This is a genomic window from Pontibacter beigongshangensis, from assembly GCF_014332515.1.
Lineage (GTDB): Bacteria > Bacteroidota > Bacteroidia > Cytophagales > Hymenobacteraceae > Pontibacter > Pontibacter beigongshangensis.
On the sequence record NZ_VFSD01000002.1, the window covers coordinates 269,672 to 284,428 of the forward strand.

Here is a 14,757-nt window from a genome sequence, read left to right on the forward strand (position 1 = left end):
AATCAAACGTTCAACAATTTAGCCATTTAACAATCAACAACCAGCAATCAACTATTAAAATACCATTACAAAGCCGCCGTTTGGCTTCAGGGTTACTTCCTGGGTTCTGCTGGCAGAAAGGTCTACGGTGTTGTTCTGGAACGAGGCTTTTTCTTTTCCGTCGGTAATATACTGGCCTTTTGTTTGGCTGATGAACGAGAGGTCGAGTTGTACTTTCTTCTCGGTGTTTTCTCCGTTTATGCCGGCCACGTACCAGCGGTCGCCTGCTTTACGCGCTATTACAGCCAACTTGCCCGGGAAACCGTCTACAAAACGGCTGTCGTCCCAAACGACAGGCACCTGCCGCATAAAGTCTTTTACATAGGGCGGCACTGTTTGCATGCCCTGCGGGGTGTCGGCGTAATGCTGTATGCCCGATAAAAACAGCACCGACAGCGCCAGCTCATGCCCTACTGTGGTTCTTCTGTTGATGTTCGGCACACCGCTCAGGTTCACCGGCGTAAAGTCCATCGGGTCGAAGGCGTTGCGGGTAAAGGGCAGCATGGTGTTGTGGGTGGCGGCCTCGTCGGCGTTGCGCTGCTCAAAGGTTATGAACTCCATTCCTTTAATAGACTCCATCGTCATCAGGTTCGGGTAAGTGCGCTGCCAGCCACGCGGCAGGGTGCAGCCATGGAAATTGACCAGCAGTTTGTGAGCAGCCGCATCATTCAGGATATCAATATAATACTGCATCACCGATTGCCCGTCGCCGCCAAAGAAATCGACTTTTACGCCTTTGATGCCCATTTGCTGCAGCCGTGCAAACTCCTGTTGGCGTACTTCGCGAGTCAGCATTTTGTCGCGGGGGGTGTAGGGGGCGGTGTTCCAGGGGCCGGCCGAGTTGTACCAGAGCACCAGGCCAACGTTTTTGGTTTTGGCATAGTCAGCAAGCTCTTTTATCTTCTCGTACCCTATCTTCCGGTCCCAGTCGGCATCAATGAGGCAGTAGCTCCAGTTCATGTCGGCGGCATAGTCTATAAAGCGCTTCTGCACGTTGTAAACCGTAGAGTCGTCTTTTAAAATCACCCAACTCCACGATGCCTTGCCTGGTTTAATAAACGACTGATCCATGGTAACGGCAGGCTTTGCCAAGTCGGTGCCTAGCGTAGACTCGGCAATGGTCTTCAGGCTTCCGACTGCCACGATGCGCCAAGGCGTAAACCAGGGCAGTGCAGATTCTGGGTTCAGGACTTCGCCGGGGTATTTCTCCTCCTCCTGCGGAAAATCGATGCTGTACTCCCCACCAGGCGATTCGGCGTGGAGCCTCGAACCGCAATAGTCACCATAAGAAGCTGACTCGGTAACCAGTAACCAGGTGCTGCCACTGCGGAACAGGGCCGGGAACACCCAACCTGCCTTTATAGGAGAGGGAGTGCCTACGGCAATGTCTTTCTGATAATGCTCCTCATACGATGGGTTGGTCTTCTCCCAACCGGTTTTGGCATCGGACATAGGCTGCAGCCATGCCTTCGCCCCTTCCGGCAGTTTAAAGGAAGTTATCTCCTTGCTGATCTTCTTTTTGTCTGTTGACTCGCCAGGAAAATAGTACCGGAAAGCCACTCCATCGTCAGATACCTGAAAGATGATGTCTACTTTCTGACCGGCCTCATTGCGAAGGTGAAAAGTTTGTTTGTTGGCTGTATACGTATTGTATCTTCGCTTGGCATTAAGCATCTCATAGCTATCGCGCACCTGCTCCACACCCGACACCGATTCCAGCACCAACCCTTGCGTAAAGTCAGCGTCCTCCATCTCCACACCTAGTTTAGAATCCTGCAGCACCACCGAATCGTTGCGGCTAATGCTGTAGAATGCCCGCTTATCGTCTGACAAGCGGAACTGCACGCTTATGCTTTTGTCAGGGCTTGCCAGTGGCGTAGCTGCATCGCCTGCACGCTCTCCGCCCTGCTCTGATTTAGTGGAAGAACAGGAACTGATTGCCGCTAGCAGCAGAGCCCAGAAAAGGGCAATAAGCTTATTTCTCAGGCGCAAGCTGTTTCTTTTCATATGCTGTATTTTTTGTCTGATCCTTGATGTAAGGATTAGCCTGATTTACTTGATTGTTCTGAAAGATAAACCCGCCAGTGGTAAGATGTTACTCCTAAAACTGGCGGGTTTGCTCCTGAGACCTTACTTAGTGCTTCGCCAAATTAAAAATCAGAAATTATTAGAATGAAAAAGGCCCTCCGGAGCTACGATGTTTTTACCCGGAACACGTTCACCGAATGCGGCTTCAGCGACATGCTCACTTTATTGCCTTTCACGTTTACTTGCTTCTGGGTCGGGCTAATGGCCTTTGGTTCCTCAAAAGAGTTCACCTGGTCCAGCTTCTGGCTGGTGAGTTCTGTATGGGTACCTTTGCCCTGCAGCCTTTTCACACCCTCTATGGTAAAATCGGCATTCTGGGCTTTGTCGCTGGTGTTCACCACTTTCAGGATGAGCTCATTTGTCTTTTTATCTATAGTGGCAGAGGCGTAGTAGCCATCCTGACCGGTTACGGCCTGGTTGCCAAGCAGCACGGGTACTACGTTGGTGCCGGCGTTGGTAGAGAACAGCTTCTGCACATAGTAGTTCGGTGTACCGTAGGCGCGGAGGTTATCTACCCAGATCATGTCCGGAGTCCATTGCCAACCTTCGGCATGCGCAAAAAGCGGGGCGTAAGAGGTCATGGTCACCACATCGGCGTTTCGCTCCAGACCAGTCATAAAGGCAGCTTCTGACAGGGCCATTTCCCAGCTGTTCTTGTTGTCGGGGCTGGCGATGGCTACGCTTTGCGCGGCATACTCACCGGCAAAAATCTTCGGCCCTTTGCGGTCGTAGCTGTCGTAGCGGGTGGCATTCTCTCTGAACCATTTGGCAGGACGGTAATAGTGCTCATCAATCACATCTACCCGCGCGTCGTTCATGCTGCGCAGTGTTTTATCGAGGTATTCAAACTCGGGGCCATCCGGGAAAGGACCCGTGGTAGAGATCAGCTGGATTTCAGGGTATTTTGCAGTAAGCGCTTTCTCGAAAACTTTGTAGCGTTCTATATACTGCTCGCCCCACTGCTCGTTTCCTATACCCAGATACTTCAGGTTAAACGGAGCCGGATGGCCCATATCGGTACGTAGCTTACCCCATTTGGTGGTGGCAGGGCCGTTGGCAAACTCGATCAGGTCCAGGGCATCCTGAATGTAAGGGTCCAGCTGGTCGAGGGGAACAACTTCGCCGGTGTTAAACTGGCAGGCCATGCCGCAGTTCAGGATCGGAACAGGCTCTGCGCCAATATCTTCTGAAAGCTGGAAGTACTCAAAGAAGCCCAAGCCGAAACTCTGGTAATAGTCTGGTGTGGGGCGGTGATTGAACTCGGTGTTCCAACGGTTCACGATCAGTTCACGCTCCTCCGGCTTGCCCACCGTTTTTTTCCATTGAAAGCGTTCATCCAGCGTACGGCCTTCCACGATACAACCACCCGGGAAACGCAGGAAGCCGGGCTTCATATCGGCCAGCAGCTGCACCATATCGGCACGCAGGCCACCGGGGCGGTTTTTCCAGGTATCCTTCGGGAAGAGTGAGATCATATCCAGATCGATGGCTCCTTTTCCTTTTGCCCACACGATCATCTGTGCTTTAGGCTCGGTGGCTGTAGCGGTAAAGCTCACGTTGTATTTCTTCCACTCGTTGCCGGATGGTGCCAGTGTGGCTGTTCCGATTTTTTCACCTTTGGCATTTACGAGCTCTATGTTCAGAGCCACCTTGCTGCCTTCGTGCTGGCGTGCCATCACCGAGAAATCGTACTGGTTGCCCTGCTTGATGCCCATGCCCCGGAAGCCTTCGTTGATCAGGCCGTAATCGCCCTGATCTGACTTAACCTGCAGGCGCAGGAAGCGTGGATTGGCCGGGTTTACCTCGCTGCGGTTGTGCACCAGCAAGGTACCTTCACCACCACCTCTTTTCTGCTCTTTCCAACCCATCATGGGGTTATAGAACTCAAAAGAGCGGTTTTTTACCAGCTCCGCGTAGATACCGCCATCCGCTCCAAGGTTTATATCCTCAAAGAACAGGCCCCACATGGTAGGTGCCACAGTGGCCTTTGGCTGATTGGCTTTTACGACAAAAGACTGCGCTTTCTGAGCCGAGACATTAACCGACATCGTTAATCCCAGCGCTAAGGCAGCAAAAGATGCGAACTTACTTGCCATGGTTGTGTGTGAAATAGATGTGTAAAATTTTAGATATGCCTGCTGCTGTCACAAACTCCTGACTCCGCACAGGCTTAGGACAATTATTCTAATCAAAACAGCCCTCCCAGCGATTTTTCTGCTGTTGCTACTGCTACTAAATCCGTATTAATCCGGTTTCAGGAAGCAGAGAACAAGCCTGTTTACTGTTTCTTTTTTAACCAGATGGCGGTTCCGTCTCCGTTCAGGCCGGTCATGACAATGGTTGAGGCTACTTTATTCTCCCAATCCCGGCCACGCGACACGTGCAGTTTGTCTGTAAACTGGCCGCCGTTCCACTTCAGCTCCAGCCAGGGCGCATTGTATACCCAGGTATTATTGCCTCCTTCGTTTATAGTGCCATTGGCATTCAGCTTAGTGGCAAAGGCCTCTGAGAAGCCCGGGTTTGTCTGCTCGTTGCCGTAGCCTGGCACCACGGGCTGCGTGAGTACAATCTGCTCATACTCTCCGGCCAGGTCGGCAGGTGTAATGGCGGGCGTTTGCGGCACAGCGGCATAACGCTGCGGCGACACTACGGGCCAGCCGCTCTCTGTCCATACAATTTCGCGCACATGCATCACCATATAGAACCGCTCGTTACCCGGTCCGCCCGGCCTGCCCTGGTGGGCAATGTAGTACTTGCCATTGTCTTTAAAAACAGCAGGGTGAGACACTCCTTGCCAGCCTCCGTGCCCCATAAACTTGTATGGCGACAGGATCATGGGTCCGTTATCGGCCTGGTTATCCACATTCACGCCATTCCAATCCACAAACGGGCCATCGGGGTTTGGCGACCGGTATACCCGCACGTTATATTTGGTTTCGAGCCAGTCGTAAGACACAAACAGGTAATATAGCTGCTGCTGCTCGTTGTAGATAATCTCCGGGCCTTCGAGGTTGCCGTTGTACATGCCGCCCGTCATGCCTCTGCGCACAATGCGCTTGCCTCTGTCGCCGGGAGTTTTGGCCAGGCCGGTGGCAGGGTCGAGCTGCACCACAAAAAGGCCATCCCAGGCAGAGCCGTAATGCATCCAGTGCTCTCCGGAGGGCGTTACCACCACCGAAGGGTCTATGGCATTGGTGCCGGGGCCGTTTGTTTCTGATGTCACGGCCAGGCCTTTTTCTAGCCAGGGTCCTTCAGGGGAGTTGGAAGTCAGCAGGCCGATGGCGCTTACCCGAAAACCTGTGGAGGCAAGCGAGTAGTAGAGTCTGTACTCTGCCCCCACCTTTAGGATGTAAGGTGCCCAGATGGACTGGTTTGGCGAAGCTTTTTTGCCGGTGATATAGTTTACCGCCTGCTGCGGCAGCCCGCTAAGCGCCCAGCCTCTGAATTCCCACTCCACCAGATCCTTAGACCGCCTGACCTGGATGCCGGGTTTCACGGCGGTTCCAAAAGCGGCATCGGTACTATAGGAGTAATAGTACTCTCCTGTTTTTAATACCGACGGGTCGTGTGTATTGTAAGGCCCCCACCTGCCAGAGAAATCAATAGGGGCCAGGTTGGGATAGGTGTCGTTGATGTTATTGATATCAAACGGCTGCTGCGGCTGGGTGTACGTAGCATCGGCAATAGGATCTTTGTCTTTTGAACAGGACACGACAATCAGTAACAACATACATCCTGCTGCCTTTGCTGCTCCGGTCAGGAACTTCTTCATGCTTGTTTGGTTTAAATTGCCATCTGCTTCTAGGGAATACACTTCTACTCCTGCCCCCTCTGTCATGCTTAACCTGGTGCTACCCTGCCGACATCTATTTCAGGAGTCGCTCATATGTAAAGTCTCGCTTCATATATAAGTGTAAATTCAACATTTATAAAAAATGTTTTTAAAAGTATTTAATTACTAAATCAATAGCAAGTATCCCGGCCTAAAAAAACTAATGCTTATTCGTTTATTTTCAAGAGTATTTCGTCCGCTTTAGCCACCCGCATATTTTACTTGTAGTTTTGACAACTTTATAAGGTTTACGAATTCTGCATAAAAAACTCTGAACCTATTTCAGATAAATACCGGATTTCCGACAGAAGTCTGCGAGGCGGGTTCCTTGTCAAATTATACATCAGAAACTTGAAATTATTAGACTGGCCTGCTCTAAGTGCTAATGGTTTAGGCAGGCCAGTTTAGCTCAGGAGAAAAAGGCTGGAGGAGCGCGGCAAGGAAAGCTCTTCGGTCTTAAATTGGCATCCTTTTGCTAAGCCGTTCAGTTAAAGCCTACCAATCGCTTCCAGGTGCCTTTGTAGAAGTTGTATTTGAGGGTGCTGGGCAGCGCCTTCCAGAAATATTTGTTTACCTCCACGGCAAAGCTTGGCTGCATGTAGCAGTTAATCGTGCAGCCTTCGCAGGCAGGCAAGCGGCCTTCCTGCCGCTTTAGCTCGTTTACCGGTTCGGAGCGGTAGAGGTCATACAAGTTGCCATGTATCGGGAAACTTTTAGCGCCGAGGTGGTAACAGGGCAGCACGAGCTCGTTTTCCGGTGAGATCACCAGTGTGGTGGAGGCAGCCTTGCAAACAGGTTTATCGATGTGGTTGCCGCCATCACGCCGTAGCTCTACAAAGCCATCGTTCAGGTACACGCCTTTGCGCCTGCCGAAGGCCGAGAGATAATCCAGTTCTGCCTCTGTAAGTTGCTCTCCTGCCGCCACGCCATTGTACTCAAAAGCAGGGTTCAGGATCAGCATGAGCTTGTTGGGCTGCGTTACCTGCTGGTACACCTCCTCCAACTGGGCCAGGTTATGCTTAAACACCGTAAAAATAATATCGGGTCGTTCCCCCAGTTGCTTTGCCACCTGTATAGACTCCATTACGAAGTCGAAGCAGGCTACACCACGGCCATTGTCGTGTTCGGTTTTAGAAGACGAGTCGAGCGAAAAATGGAGCATATCTACCAGGCCTTTTAGCCGCTCCGCCAGTTTGGGGTAGAGCAGGCCGTTGGTGGTGAGGGTGGTGATAAAGCCCATCTCGTGCGCCATCCGCAAAAAAACGTCTATCTCGCGGTGCAGCAATGGCTCACCTCCGGTAAAGTCAATCACCTCCACACCCAGCCGCTTCAGGTCCTGCAGGTTTTTTCTTACATCCTCGGCCTTTATATAGGGCGAGGGCTTTTCCCAGATATCACAAAACGAGCACCTGGCGTTACAGCGGTAGGTAACGTAATAGTTGCAAAGCACAGGTTTTGAGGTAAGGCGCATAGGCTTCAAAAGTAGCTAAAATCTGCGAAGATTGTACTGTTCCCGCCTTTGCGCCCAGCAGCAAAGGCCACCCTGGCAGCCACTGGAACCTCGCCGGAGCCAGCACAAAAAAACAGCAGGTACGTACAAGATTCTATTTTCGGCACGTTATGCTCAGCATAAGGTTATTTTAAGACTAATAGAATTCACTATGAAAAAGATATTATTGACGGTATTATCCATGCTGGCATTGCATATTTCGGCAGATGCCCAGGCGCAGTCTTCGCCGCTTACGCTAGGCATTAAAGGCGGCGTAAGCTCCACTAAGGTCATGTTTAGCGATGTGGTGAGCAACTCGGAGTACAGAAACCCTGAAAATATAACAGGCTACCATGCCGGCGCATTTGCCAGATTGCAGATTATGGGCTTTTTTCTGCAGCCCGAGGCAGTGCTCGCTTCTTCAGGCGGCAAAATACAGGTACTCGACAACCAGTTGAGCACCCCTACCGGCAGCTCGCAGGAGTTTAAGTTTACCCGCCTGGATGTGCCCATTCTAGTGGGCTTCAACCTGTTGAACTTCCTCAGGGTGCAGGCTGGCCCGGTAGCCTCTATTATGATGAGCGCCAAACAGGAAGGCAAGACCCTCGACAACTACATGAGCGAATCTGACTGGGGCGTGCAGGGGGGTGTGGGTGTCGATATTGGCAGTCTCACCTTTGACGCCCGGTACGAAACCATCAAAAGGAAATACACTGAAACGGGCAATAACTTTAACATGCGAAACCAGCAATTTATTTTTAGTGTCGGGTACAAATTTTTGAGATAGCCGGAGAATTTAGGTACCTAAAGCAGCAGTGGCTGCCCCAGCAATTGGGGCAGCCACTGCTGCTTTAGGTGGTTTCAATTATTCTAACCCAAGTTGTGCGGTAGTAGCCCTAAATAATGTGGTGCGGCGGGTAACTACGAGTCAGATACAGTTGCCAGGTGCACCGAATGACGATTTTTTGTTGGGGGTAGGGGCCCTCTACAAAGAGCGTTCAGCGAGTGGGGGAAGGGGCCCCCGACAAGCAAAATCATCTTGATTTTTTTGGTTCTTTTTTTATCAAGACAAAAAGAACAAAGACACGGGCCATGAAACAAGCTGCTTTTGCCATCAAGTCTTAACAAGTGGCTATGCTAACTTAGCCCCAAGCCTGTGGCCATTGCCTTAGGCTTTCGCCCACAAGATCCTTTCAGGAGGACAAAGGGACAATGTCAGAGAGGCTCTCTACCGCACAACTTGGGTTATTCTAATGCTTTTGGCCCTCCGGAGGTTTTTTTAAGACACAGGACTTTTAAGCCTGAATCAGGATTATCAGGATTAGAGGATCAGTAGGATACCGTCATCAGGCCCCCAACCACACTGGGCGTTTTTCCGGCTACGTCCAGCAAAGGCACCTCCAACCAGCTAGAAATTTATTTTAACCATTCAACAACAAACAATCAGCAAGTAGCCACCGGCAATTATGCTAACGAAAAAGTCCCTCCAGAGGCATTTTTACCTACTGCTGCAGCTGGCAAATCAAAATGTCTTATATCTTTTACGGCATATACATCTCTGCGCCAGGCCCTACCGGCAGCCCGAGTAGTATCCAGACAATCAGCAGAAGGGTCCAGCCGATAAAGAACACCACCGAGTAGGGCAGCATGGTAGAGATAACCGTGCCGATACCTGCCTTTTTGTCGTAGCGCTGGATAAAGGCTACAATCAGGGCAAAGTACGACATCATGGGCGAGATGATGTTGGTTACGCTATCGCCGATGCGGTAGGCTACCTGCGTAAATTCAGGAGTGTAGCCCAGCAGCATAAACATCGGGATAAACACAGGAGCCATGATGGCCCACTTGGCAGAGGCGCTACCCATAACCAGGTTTATGGTGGCAGCCACCAGGATGAACATGATCATGAGCGGAATATCACTCAGTCCCATTGTTTTGAGCACATCGGCTCCGTTGATAGCCAGGATCAGGCCGAGGTTTGTCCAGTTGAAATAGGCCACGAACTGGGCGGCAAAGAACACCAGTACAATATAAGAGCCCAGTGTCTCCATCGATTTGGACATGCCACGCATCACGTCGCTGTCGTTGCGGATGGTTTTGGCGCCGATGCCGTAGGCGATACCCACAATGGCCGAAATCAGGAAAATAAACGCCACGATGCCCGACATAAACGGAGAATGCAGGATCTCGCCTGTTTCCGGGTCGCGCAGGTAGCCGTTTTCTGGCAGGAGCCCACCAAGAATAAAGGCCGTGAGCAAGGCAAAGGCAATAGTGGCGTACAGCAGCCCCCGTTTTTCCTGGGCATTAAGCCGCTCTATCCGCTCCGGCTTCTCCTCGCCGGTATATTCCCCGAGCCTTGGTATCACCACTTTTTCAGTAACCCAGGTTCCCAGCCCGGCAATAATAAAAGTGGAAACGAACATAAAGTAATAATTGGCCGCCGGGTTTACCACATACTCCGGATCTATGATTCTGGCAGCCTCCGTAGAGAGCCCGGCCAGCAGCGGATCTACGGTACCAAGCAGCAGGTTAGCGCTGTACCCGCCCGACACACCTGCAAAAGCAGCTGCCAGACCCGCTAACGGGTGCCGCCCTGCCGCCAGGAAAATAACAGCTGCCAGCGGCACCAGCAGTACATACCCTACCTCACTGGCTGTGTTAGACATTACGCCGGCAAACACGATCACAAACGTGAGCAGCCGCTTAGGCGACGACAGCACCACCAGCCGCAGCACCGCCCCGATAAAACCGGTTCCCTCGGCAATACCGATACCCAGCAACGATACCAGCACCGTACCCAGCGGGGCAAAGGCCGTGAAGTTCGTGACCATGCGCGTCAGGATCATGTGGAGCCCATCGCGGGAGAGCAGGTTTACAGGGGTTATGGTTTCGCCGGTGCCGGGGTGCACCACCGCCAGGTCGAACAGGCTTGCTACCCACGAGAGCAGCACGACCAGCAGGGCAAAGCCCGCAAACAGCGTGGCCGGGTGGGGCAGCGCATTCCCGATACGCTCTATCACCGATAAAAACTTATCGACCCACGACTTCTTTTTCTTTAATTCAGGCATATTTTCTTTCCGGACACAAGTGGCAAGACGCTGGCCCCAGCCTATGCTGTAAGCCCTGTTTCCCCCCTTAAAAGCTGGGATGGTGTCGAATTTGCTCAAAAAAATGCTGTTCAGCAAATTTTGTTCAAAAAGCCATACCTTCGCTATCCGTAAAAAAGCCATGCACATGATACCACCCCTTCGCCCGGGCGATAAAATTGCCATTGTGGCCACCGCCCGCAAAATAAGTCTGCCAGAGATAGATGCTGCTATTCAGACGTTTAGGAGCTGGGGCCTGGAGGTGGTGATCGGGCAAACCATCGGGGCCAGTTACCACCAGTTTGCCGGAGACGATGCCCTGCGGCTGCAGGACCTGCAGCAGATGCTCGACGACCCGGCTGTAAAAGCGATTATATGCGCCCGTGGAGGCTACGGCACGACCCGCATCATCGATCAGGTGGACTTTTCGCAGTTTCAGGAGCGGCCGAAGTGGCTGGTGGGTTTCAGCGATGTTACCACCTTACACAGCCACCTCCACACGCTGGGCATAGAATCGGTGCATGCGGTAATGCCTGTTCTTTTTTCGAAAGAAGGCTCAGAGGCAGCAATTGAGAGTCTGCGGCAGGTGCTGTTCGGTGAACCTATTGCCTACACAGCCGCACCACACGCCTTTAACCGCACCGGCACCGCGCAGGGGCAGCTGGTGGGTGGCAACCTCTCGATGCTGCACAACCTCACCGGCACCCGCTCCGACATCGACACCCGGGGCAAGATCCTCTTCCTCGAAGACCTGGATGAGTACCTCTACCACCTCGACCGCATGCTGGTGCACCTCGACCGCACTGGCAAGCTGAGTCGGCTGGCAGGTCTGGTGGTAGGCCACATGAGCGACATGCACGACAACGCCATACCGTTTGGCAAAGATGCCTACGAAATCATTCTGGAGCACACCGGCAAATACAATTACCCTATCTGCTTTGGTTTCCCGGTAGGGCACGAGCCTGATAACCTGGCCCTGGTGTGCGGACGAAAAGCCCAGCTGCAGGTGCAGCCGGATGGCGTGAGTTTGGCGTATGTTCATCACATCTGATAATAGCTAAATTGGTGCAGGGGCAGCAGGGGCAGCAGAAGCTCAGGAGGGGCATTTTCATTTGAATAATTTGGTTGCTGATTGTTTGTTGTTGATTGTTAAATAGTTGATATGGAGGCCTGAAAACGCATTACCATAATAGGCTTTAAGAATCATCAACTTATCCCTTTTGAAAAGTCCTGTGTTCTGTTTCCGGAGGTTCCAACAATTCAAATTAAGGAAATTCAAGCTGCTGTCTATAACAAACACGTGTTCAGACAAGGTTTTGCTGCGGCTTTTCCCTTACAACTATTCCTATCCTGTTTCGGTATAATGCCGGGAGGCTGCCAGCCGTTGTACCCGGAGGTGCAGCCTGAAACCAGCCGGACCCACTCAATTAATTATACAGTTATTTCCATTAAATGCCTTTTACTTTTTCGCACCCGGCCATTGTTTTACCCGTGCACGCTGTTTTCAGGCGGTGGACTTCTTTAACGGGATTGGTGGCTGGCAGCCTGGCACCAGACTTTGAGAAGTTTATGAAGATGGCAGCAGACGATCATTTCAGCCACACCTGGCGCAGCATTTTTTATTTCAACCTGCCCGTAGGGCTGCTGCTCGCCTTTGTGTTTCATGTGCTTGTGCGCGATGCCCTGATCGACAACCTGCCCGGCTTTCTGCGCAGGCGCCTGTACAGCTTTAAGCAGTTTGACTGGATCAGTTATTTTAAGCGGAACTACGGTATGGTGGTGATTTCTGTTCTGCTGGGCGCCGCCTCCCATATTTTCTGGGACAGCTTCACTCACAAAGAGGGGCGCGCCGTGGGCTGGTTTCCGGTTCTGCTGCATAGCTTTGTTCATTCCGGCTACCGTTACTCCTATTTCTTCATCCTGCAGCTCCTGAGCTCGCTAGTTGGTGCGGTTGTTATTTTTTATGCCATTCTTAAACTGCCGCCAGCTCCTGCTGCACCAGCCCAAGGGTGGCGTAGGCTCCTTTATTGGCTTACCGTTTTTGCTGTAACCACACTTGCCGTGCTGCTGAAGGTATGGCTCGGAGAGCATATTAACTGGGACCTGATTTTTATTTACATCTCTGCCTTTTTGGTAGGCCTGATAGGAGCGCCCCTTATTCTGAAAAATCTGCAGTCCTGAGGCATAGAGCAGCAGGAGCAGCAACTAAAACGCCAGGCTCCGGAGGGCTATTTTGATTCGAATAATTTACCCGTTAATTACTGAATGGCCTAATTGTTAAATGGTTGATTCCTCAATTCGGAGATGAGTAGATCTGGAAAGTAATCTCCACGGCTTTGACAGAACATTCAACTTCGCAATCGTCAATTTGCCTTCCAACACAATCAATAGTTAACCGAAAATGTGTTGCGATGACTTTTCACATGCCCTCCTGGTCTATTCCTTTTGCCCGCACATCCTGATAATAGTTGCAGATGGACTGCAGTACACACTGCTCACATTTGGGAGAGTACCAGGTGCAGATGCGCTGCCCGTGCCAGAACAGGTGCTTATGAAAGTTGAAGAGTTCTACGGCATCTTTCGGCAGCATGTCGAGCAGCAGCTTGTGGGCTTTGTCGGCTGTTACCTTGGCTCCTATCAGCCCTACCCGCTGGCTCACCCGGAACACATGCGTATCTACGGGTAACACCGGCTTTTTAAAGTTGAACAGCAACAGCAGCGTAGCGGTTTTCAGCCCCACCCCCGGCAGGCGCGTGAGCCAGGCCATGGCCTCCTCCACCGGCATATCCTGCAGAAAATCGATGTTTATCTCGCCCCGCTCCTCTTTTATCATGCGCAGGGTTTGCTGTATCTGGGGTGCCTTCTGCCCTGGGTAGCGGGTAGTGACCACTGCATCAGCCAGTTCCTCCACCGGGGCGTTCATCACTCCCTCCCAGTCGCCGAAACGTTCCAGTATGGTATTGTAGGCTTTCACCTCGTCGGCGTGGGTAGTGCGGTGCGAGAGCATGGTCGAGATAAGCTCCTGCATAGGCGAACGCCGGCTTCGGAGCTCCAGCACCTGGTAGGTTTGGTTCAGCAGCTCGTGTGTCTGCAGGGTTTTCTGCTGCACCGGCAACGTATGCGCATCCATAAGCCATGTATATTTTCTTCAGTTTACGCAGCAGTACAATTGCAGTTTACCGCTATTCACCTCCAGGTTATCGCTATCACCAAAAAAATATCGTACACCTGATAGAACATCACAAAAACTGCGGCTGATCCAAAATCATTAGTAACAAATATCGCTATACAGGGTATAAATACGGATTATACAACATCAGAGGCCTTATAATATAACCACATATGCAGATAAAATTTTTAGGCACCGGCGGTGCTTTTGATGTTGATTACCTCAACTCTGCCGCCCTTGTTGAGTTCAGGGACAAGACCATTCTGTTGGACTGCGGCTATACCGTTTACCCCACGCTGGTCAAAAAAAACCTGATAAACAAAGTAAACTACATCCTGCTCACGCATCTTCACAACGACCACTGCGGCAGCCTTGCCAGCCTGCTGCTGCACAAGAGCATTATTGAGAAAACGGAGCGCCCCATAATTCTTTATACCTCCGAGCAGTTCCGGATGCAGATTTACGACTTCCTGGAGATACAGCTAAAAGATCCGGGTAAATACGCAGAGTTTGTTCCGATGGAGCAGATCGAAGGCATTCGGTGTGTAGACACCATTAACCAGCACGCCGAAAATTTTCAGACCTACGCTTACATTTTTGAAGATGATTACCGGATCGTGTATTCCGGTGACCTGGGCAAACCCGAGAGCCTGTTCGAAAAACTGGAGAAAATGCCGCATATGCCTACCTGCATTTTTCATGACATTACCTTCGACGCAGAGAACACGGGGCATACCTACTACAAAAAGCTGCTGCCCTACCTTAACGGCTACGACATGTTCGGCTACCATTGCGACCCTACCAAAAGCCCGTCTGACTGCCCTATCCGACTCGTGTTCTACCAGAAGGAGCTCATGGCCTGAGCCAGGGTGTCAGCCATACGCACTTCGTGCTTCTCCAATTATATTTTCAGAAAGGTCTCGAACCTGTAAAGCTGCCAAAAGGCACATCTGTCATCATTTATAATTTTGAATCTTTAATCTGGCCAGGCACCATAGCCCTCCGGCTAAGAATGGGAAAGGCCCTCAGACGCTTATTTGATGCCTGTACAAAT

The 14,757-nt window shown here is 51.4% G+C and carries 10 protein-coding genes; 4 read left to right on the plus strand and 6 right to left on the minus strand.

Annotated features, from left to right (window positions below):
- Positions 1 to 54: 54 nt before the first annotated feature.
- The 4 genes from FJM74_RS03275 to FJM74_RS03290 form a co-directional block, all read right to left on the minus strand.
- Complete coding sequence (locus tag FJM74_RS03275) at positions 55 to 2,046, minus strand: glycoside hydrolase family 97 protein (protein WP_187261122.1); 1,992 nt, start codon at positions 2,044 to 2,046, stop codon at positions 55 to 57.
- 185 nt (positions 2,047 to 2,231) lie between these two features.
- Entirely contained in the window at positions 2,232 to 4,223 is a 1,992-nt protein-coding gene (locus tag FJM74_RS03280; protein ID WP_187261123.1) for an alpha-L-arabinofuranosidase C-terminal domain-containing protein, read from the minus strand.
- 182 nt (positions 4,224 to 4,405) lie between these two features.
- Entirely contained in the window at positions 4,406 to 5,899 is a 1,494-nt protein-coding gene (locus FJM74_RS03285) for an arabinan endo-1,5-alpha-L-arabinosidase (protein ID WP_187261124.1), read from the minus strand.
- 544 nt (positions 5,900 to 6,443) lie between these two features.
- Complete coding sequence (locus FJM74_RS03290; protein WP_187261125.1) at positions 6,444 to 7,430, minus strand: radical SAM protein; 987 nt, start codon at positions 7,428 to 7,430, stop codon at positions 6,444 to 6,446.
- A gap of 190 nt (positions 7,431 to 7,620) precedes the next feature.
- Here FJM74_RS03290 and FJM74_RS03295 point away from each other — a divergent pair, with 190 nt between their 5' ends.
- The gene (locus FJM74_RS03295) at positions 7,621 to 8,235 is read left to right on the plus strand and encodes a porin family protein (RefSeq protein WP_187261126.1); all 615 of its coding nucleotides are present in this window, start codon (positions 7,621 to 7,623) and stop codon (positions 8,233 to 8,235) included.
- A gap of 754 nt (positions 8,236 to 8,989) precedes the next feature.
- Here the strand turns inward: FJM74_RS03295 and FJM74_RS03300 are convergent.
- The gene (locus tag FJM74_RS03300) at positions 8,990 to 10,516 is read right to left on the minus strand and encodes an AbgT family transporter (RefSeq protein ID WP_187261127.1); all 1,527 of its coding nucleotides are present in this window, start codon (positions 10,514 to 10,516) and stop codon (positions 8,990 to 8,992) included.
- Positions 10,517 to 10,682: 166 nt separating this feature from the next.
- On the opposite strand from FJM74_RS03300, the gene FJM74_RS03305 reads away from it, so the two are divergent.
- A complete protein-coding gene (locus tag FJM74_RS03305) occupies positions 10,683 to 11,585 on the plus strand; it encodes a S66 peptidase family protein (protein WP_187261128.1) in 903 nt (300 codons plus the stop codon).
- A 401-nt stretch (positions 11,586 to 11,986) separates the two neighbouring features.
- Positions 11,987 to 12,715, plus strand: coding sequence for a DUF4184 family protein (locus FJM74_RS03310; protein ID WP_187261129.1), 729 nt, complete (start codon positions 11,987 to 11,989; stop codon positions 12,713 to 12,715).
- Between the two features lie 238 nt (positions 12,716 to 12,953).
- On the opposite strand, the gene FJM74_RS03315 is transcribed toward FJM74_RS03310, so the two are convergent.
- Positions 12,954 to 13,664 (minus strand): endonuclease III domain-containing protein, encoded by a 711-nt coding sequence (locus FJM74_RS03315; RefSeq protein WP_187261130.1) that lies wholly within the window; start codon positions 13,662 to 13,664, stop codon positions 12,954 to 12,956.
- A gap of 212 nt (positions 13,665 to 13,876) precedes the next feature.
- Here FJM74_RS03315 and FJM74_RS03320 point away from each other — a divergent pair, with 212 nt between their 5' ends.
- Complete coding sequence (locus FJM74_RS03320) at positions 13,877 to 14,566, plus strand: MBL fold metallo-hydrolase (protein WP_187261131.1); 690 nt, start codon at positions 13,877 to 13,879, stop codon at positions 14,564 to 14,566.
- Positions 14,567 to 14,757 lie beyond the last annotated feature (191 nt).

Coding starts and splice junctions, on each gene's coding strand:
- FJM74_RS03275 (WP_187261122.1), bottom strand. CDS start 2,046: ATGAAAAGAAACAGCTTGCGCCTGAGAAATAAGCTTATTGCCCTTTTC.
- FJM74_RS03280 (WP_187261123.1), bottom strand. CDS start 4,223: ATGGCAAGTAAGTTCGCATCTTTTGCTGCCTTAGCGCTGGGATTAACG.
- FJM74_RS03285 (WP_187261124.1), bottom strand. CDS start 5,899: ATGAAGAAGTTCCTGACCGGAGCAGCAAAGGCAGCAGGATGTATGTTG.
- FJM74_RS03290 (WP_187261125.1), bottom strand. CDS start 7,430: ATGCGCCTTACCTCAAAACCTGTGCTTTGCAACTATTACGTTACCTAC.
- FJM74_RS03295 (WP_187261126.1), top strand. CDS start 7,621: ATGAAAAAGATATTATTGACGGTATTATCCATGCTGGCATTGCATATT.
- FJM74_RS03300 (WP_187261127.1), bottom strand. CDS start 10,516: ATGCCTGAATTAAAGAAAAAGAAGTCGTGGGTCGATAAGTTTTTATCG.
- FJM74_RS03305 (WP_187261128.1), top strand. CDS start 10,683: ATGATACCACCCCTTCGCCCGGGCGATAAAATTGCCATTGTGGCCACC.
- FJM74_RS03310 (WP_187261129.1), top strand. CDS start 11,987: ATGCCTTTTACTTTTTCGCACCCGGCCATTGTTTTACCCGTGCACGCT.
- FJM74_RS03315 (WP_187261130.1), bottom strand. CDS start 13,664: ATGGATGCGCATACGTTGCCGGTGCAGCAGAAAACCCTGCAGACACAC.
- FJM74_RS03320 (WP_187261131.1), top strand. CDS start 13,877: ATGCAGATAAAATTTTTAGGCACCGGCGGTGCTTTTGATGTTGATTAC.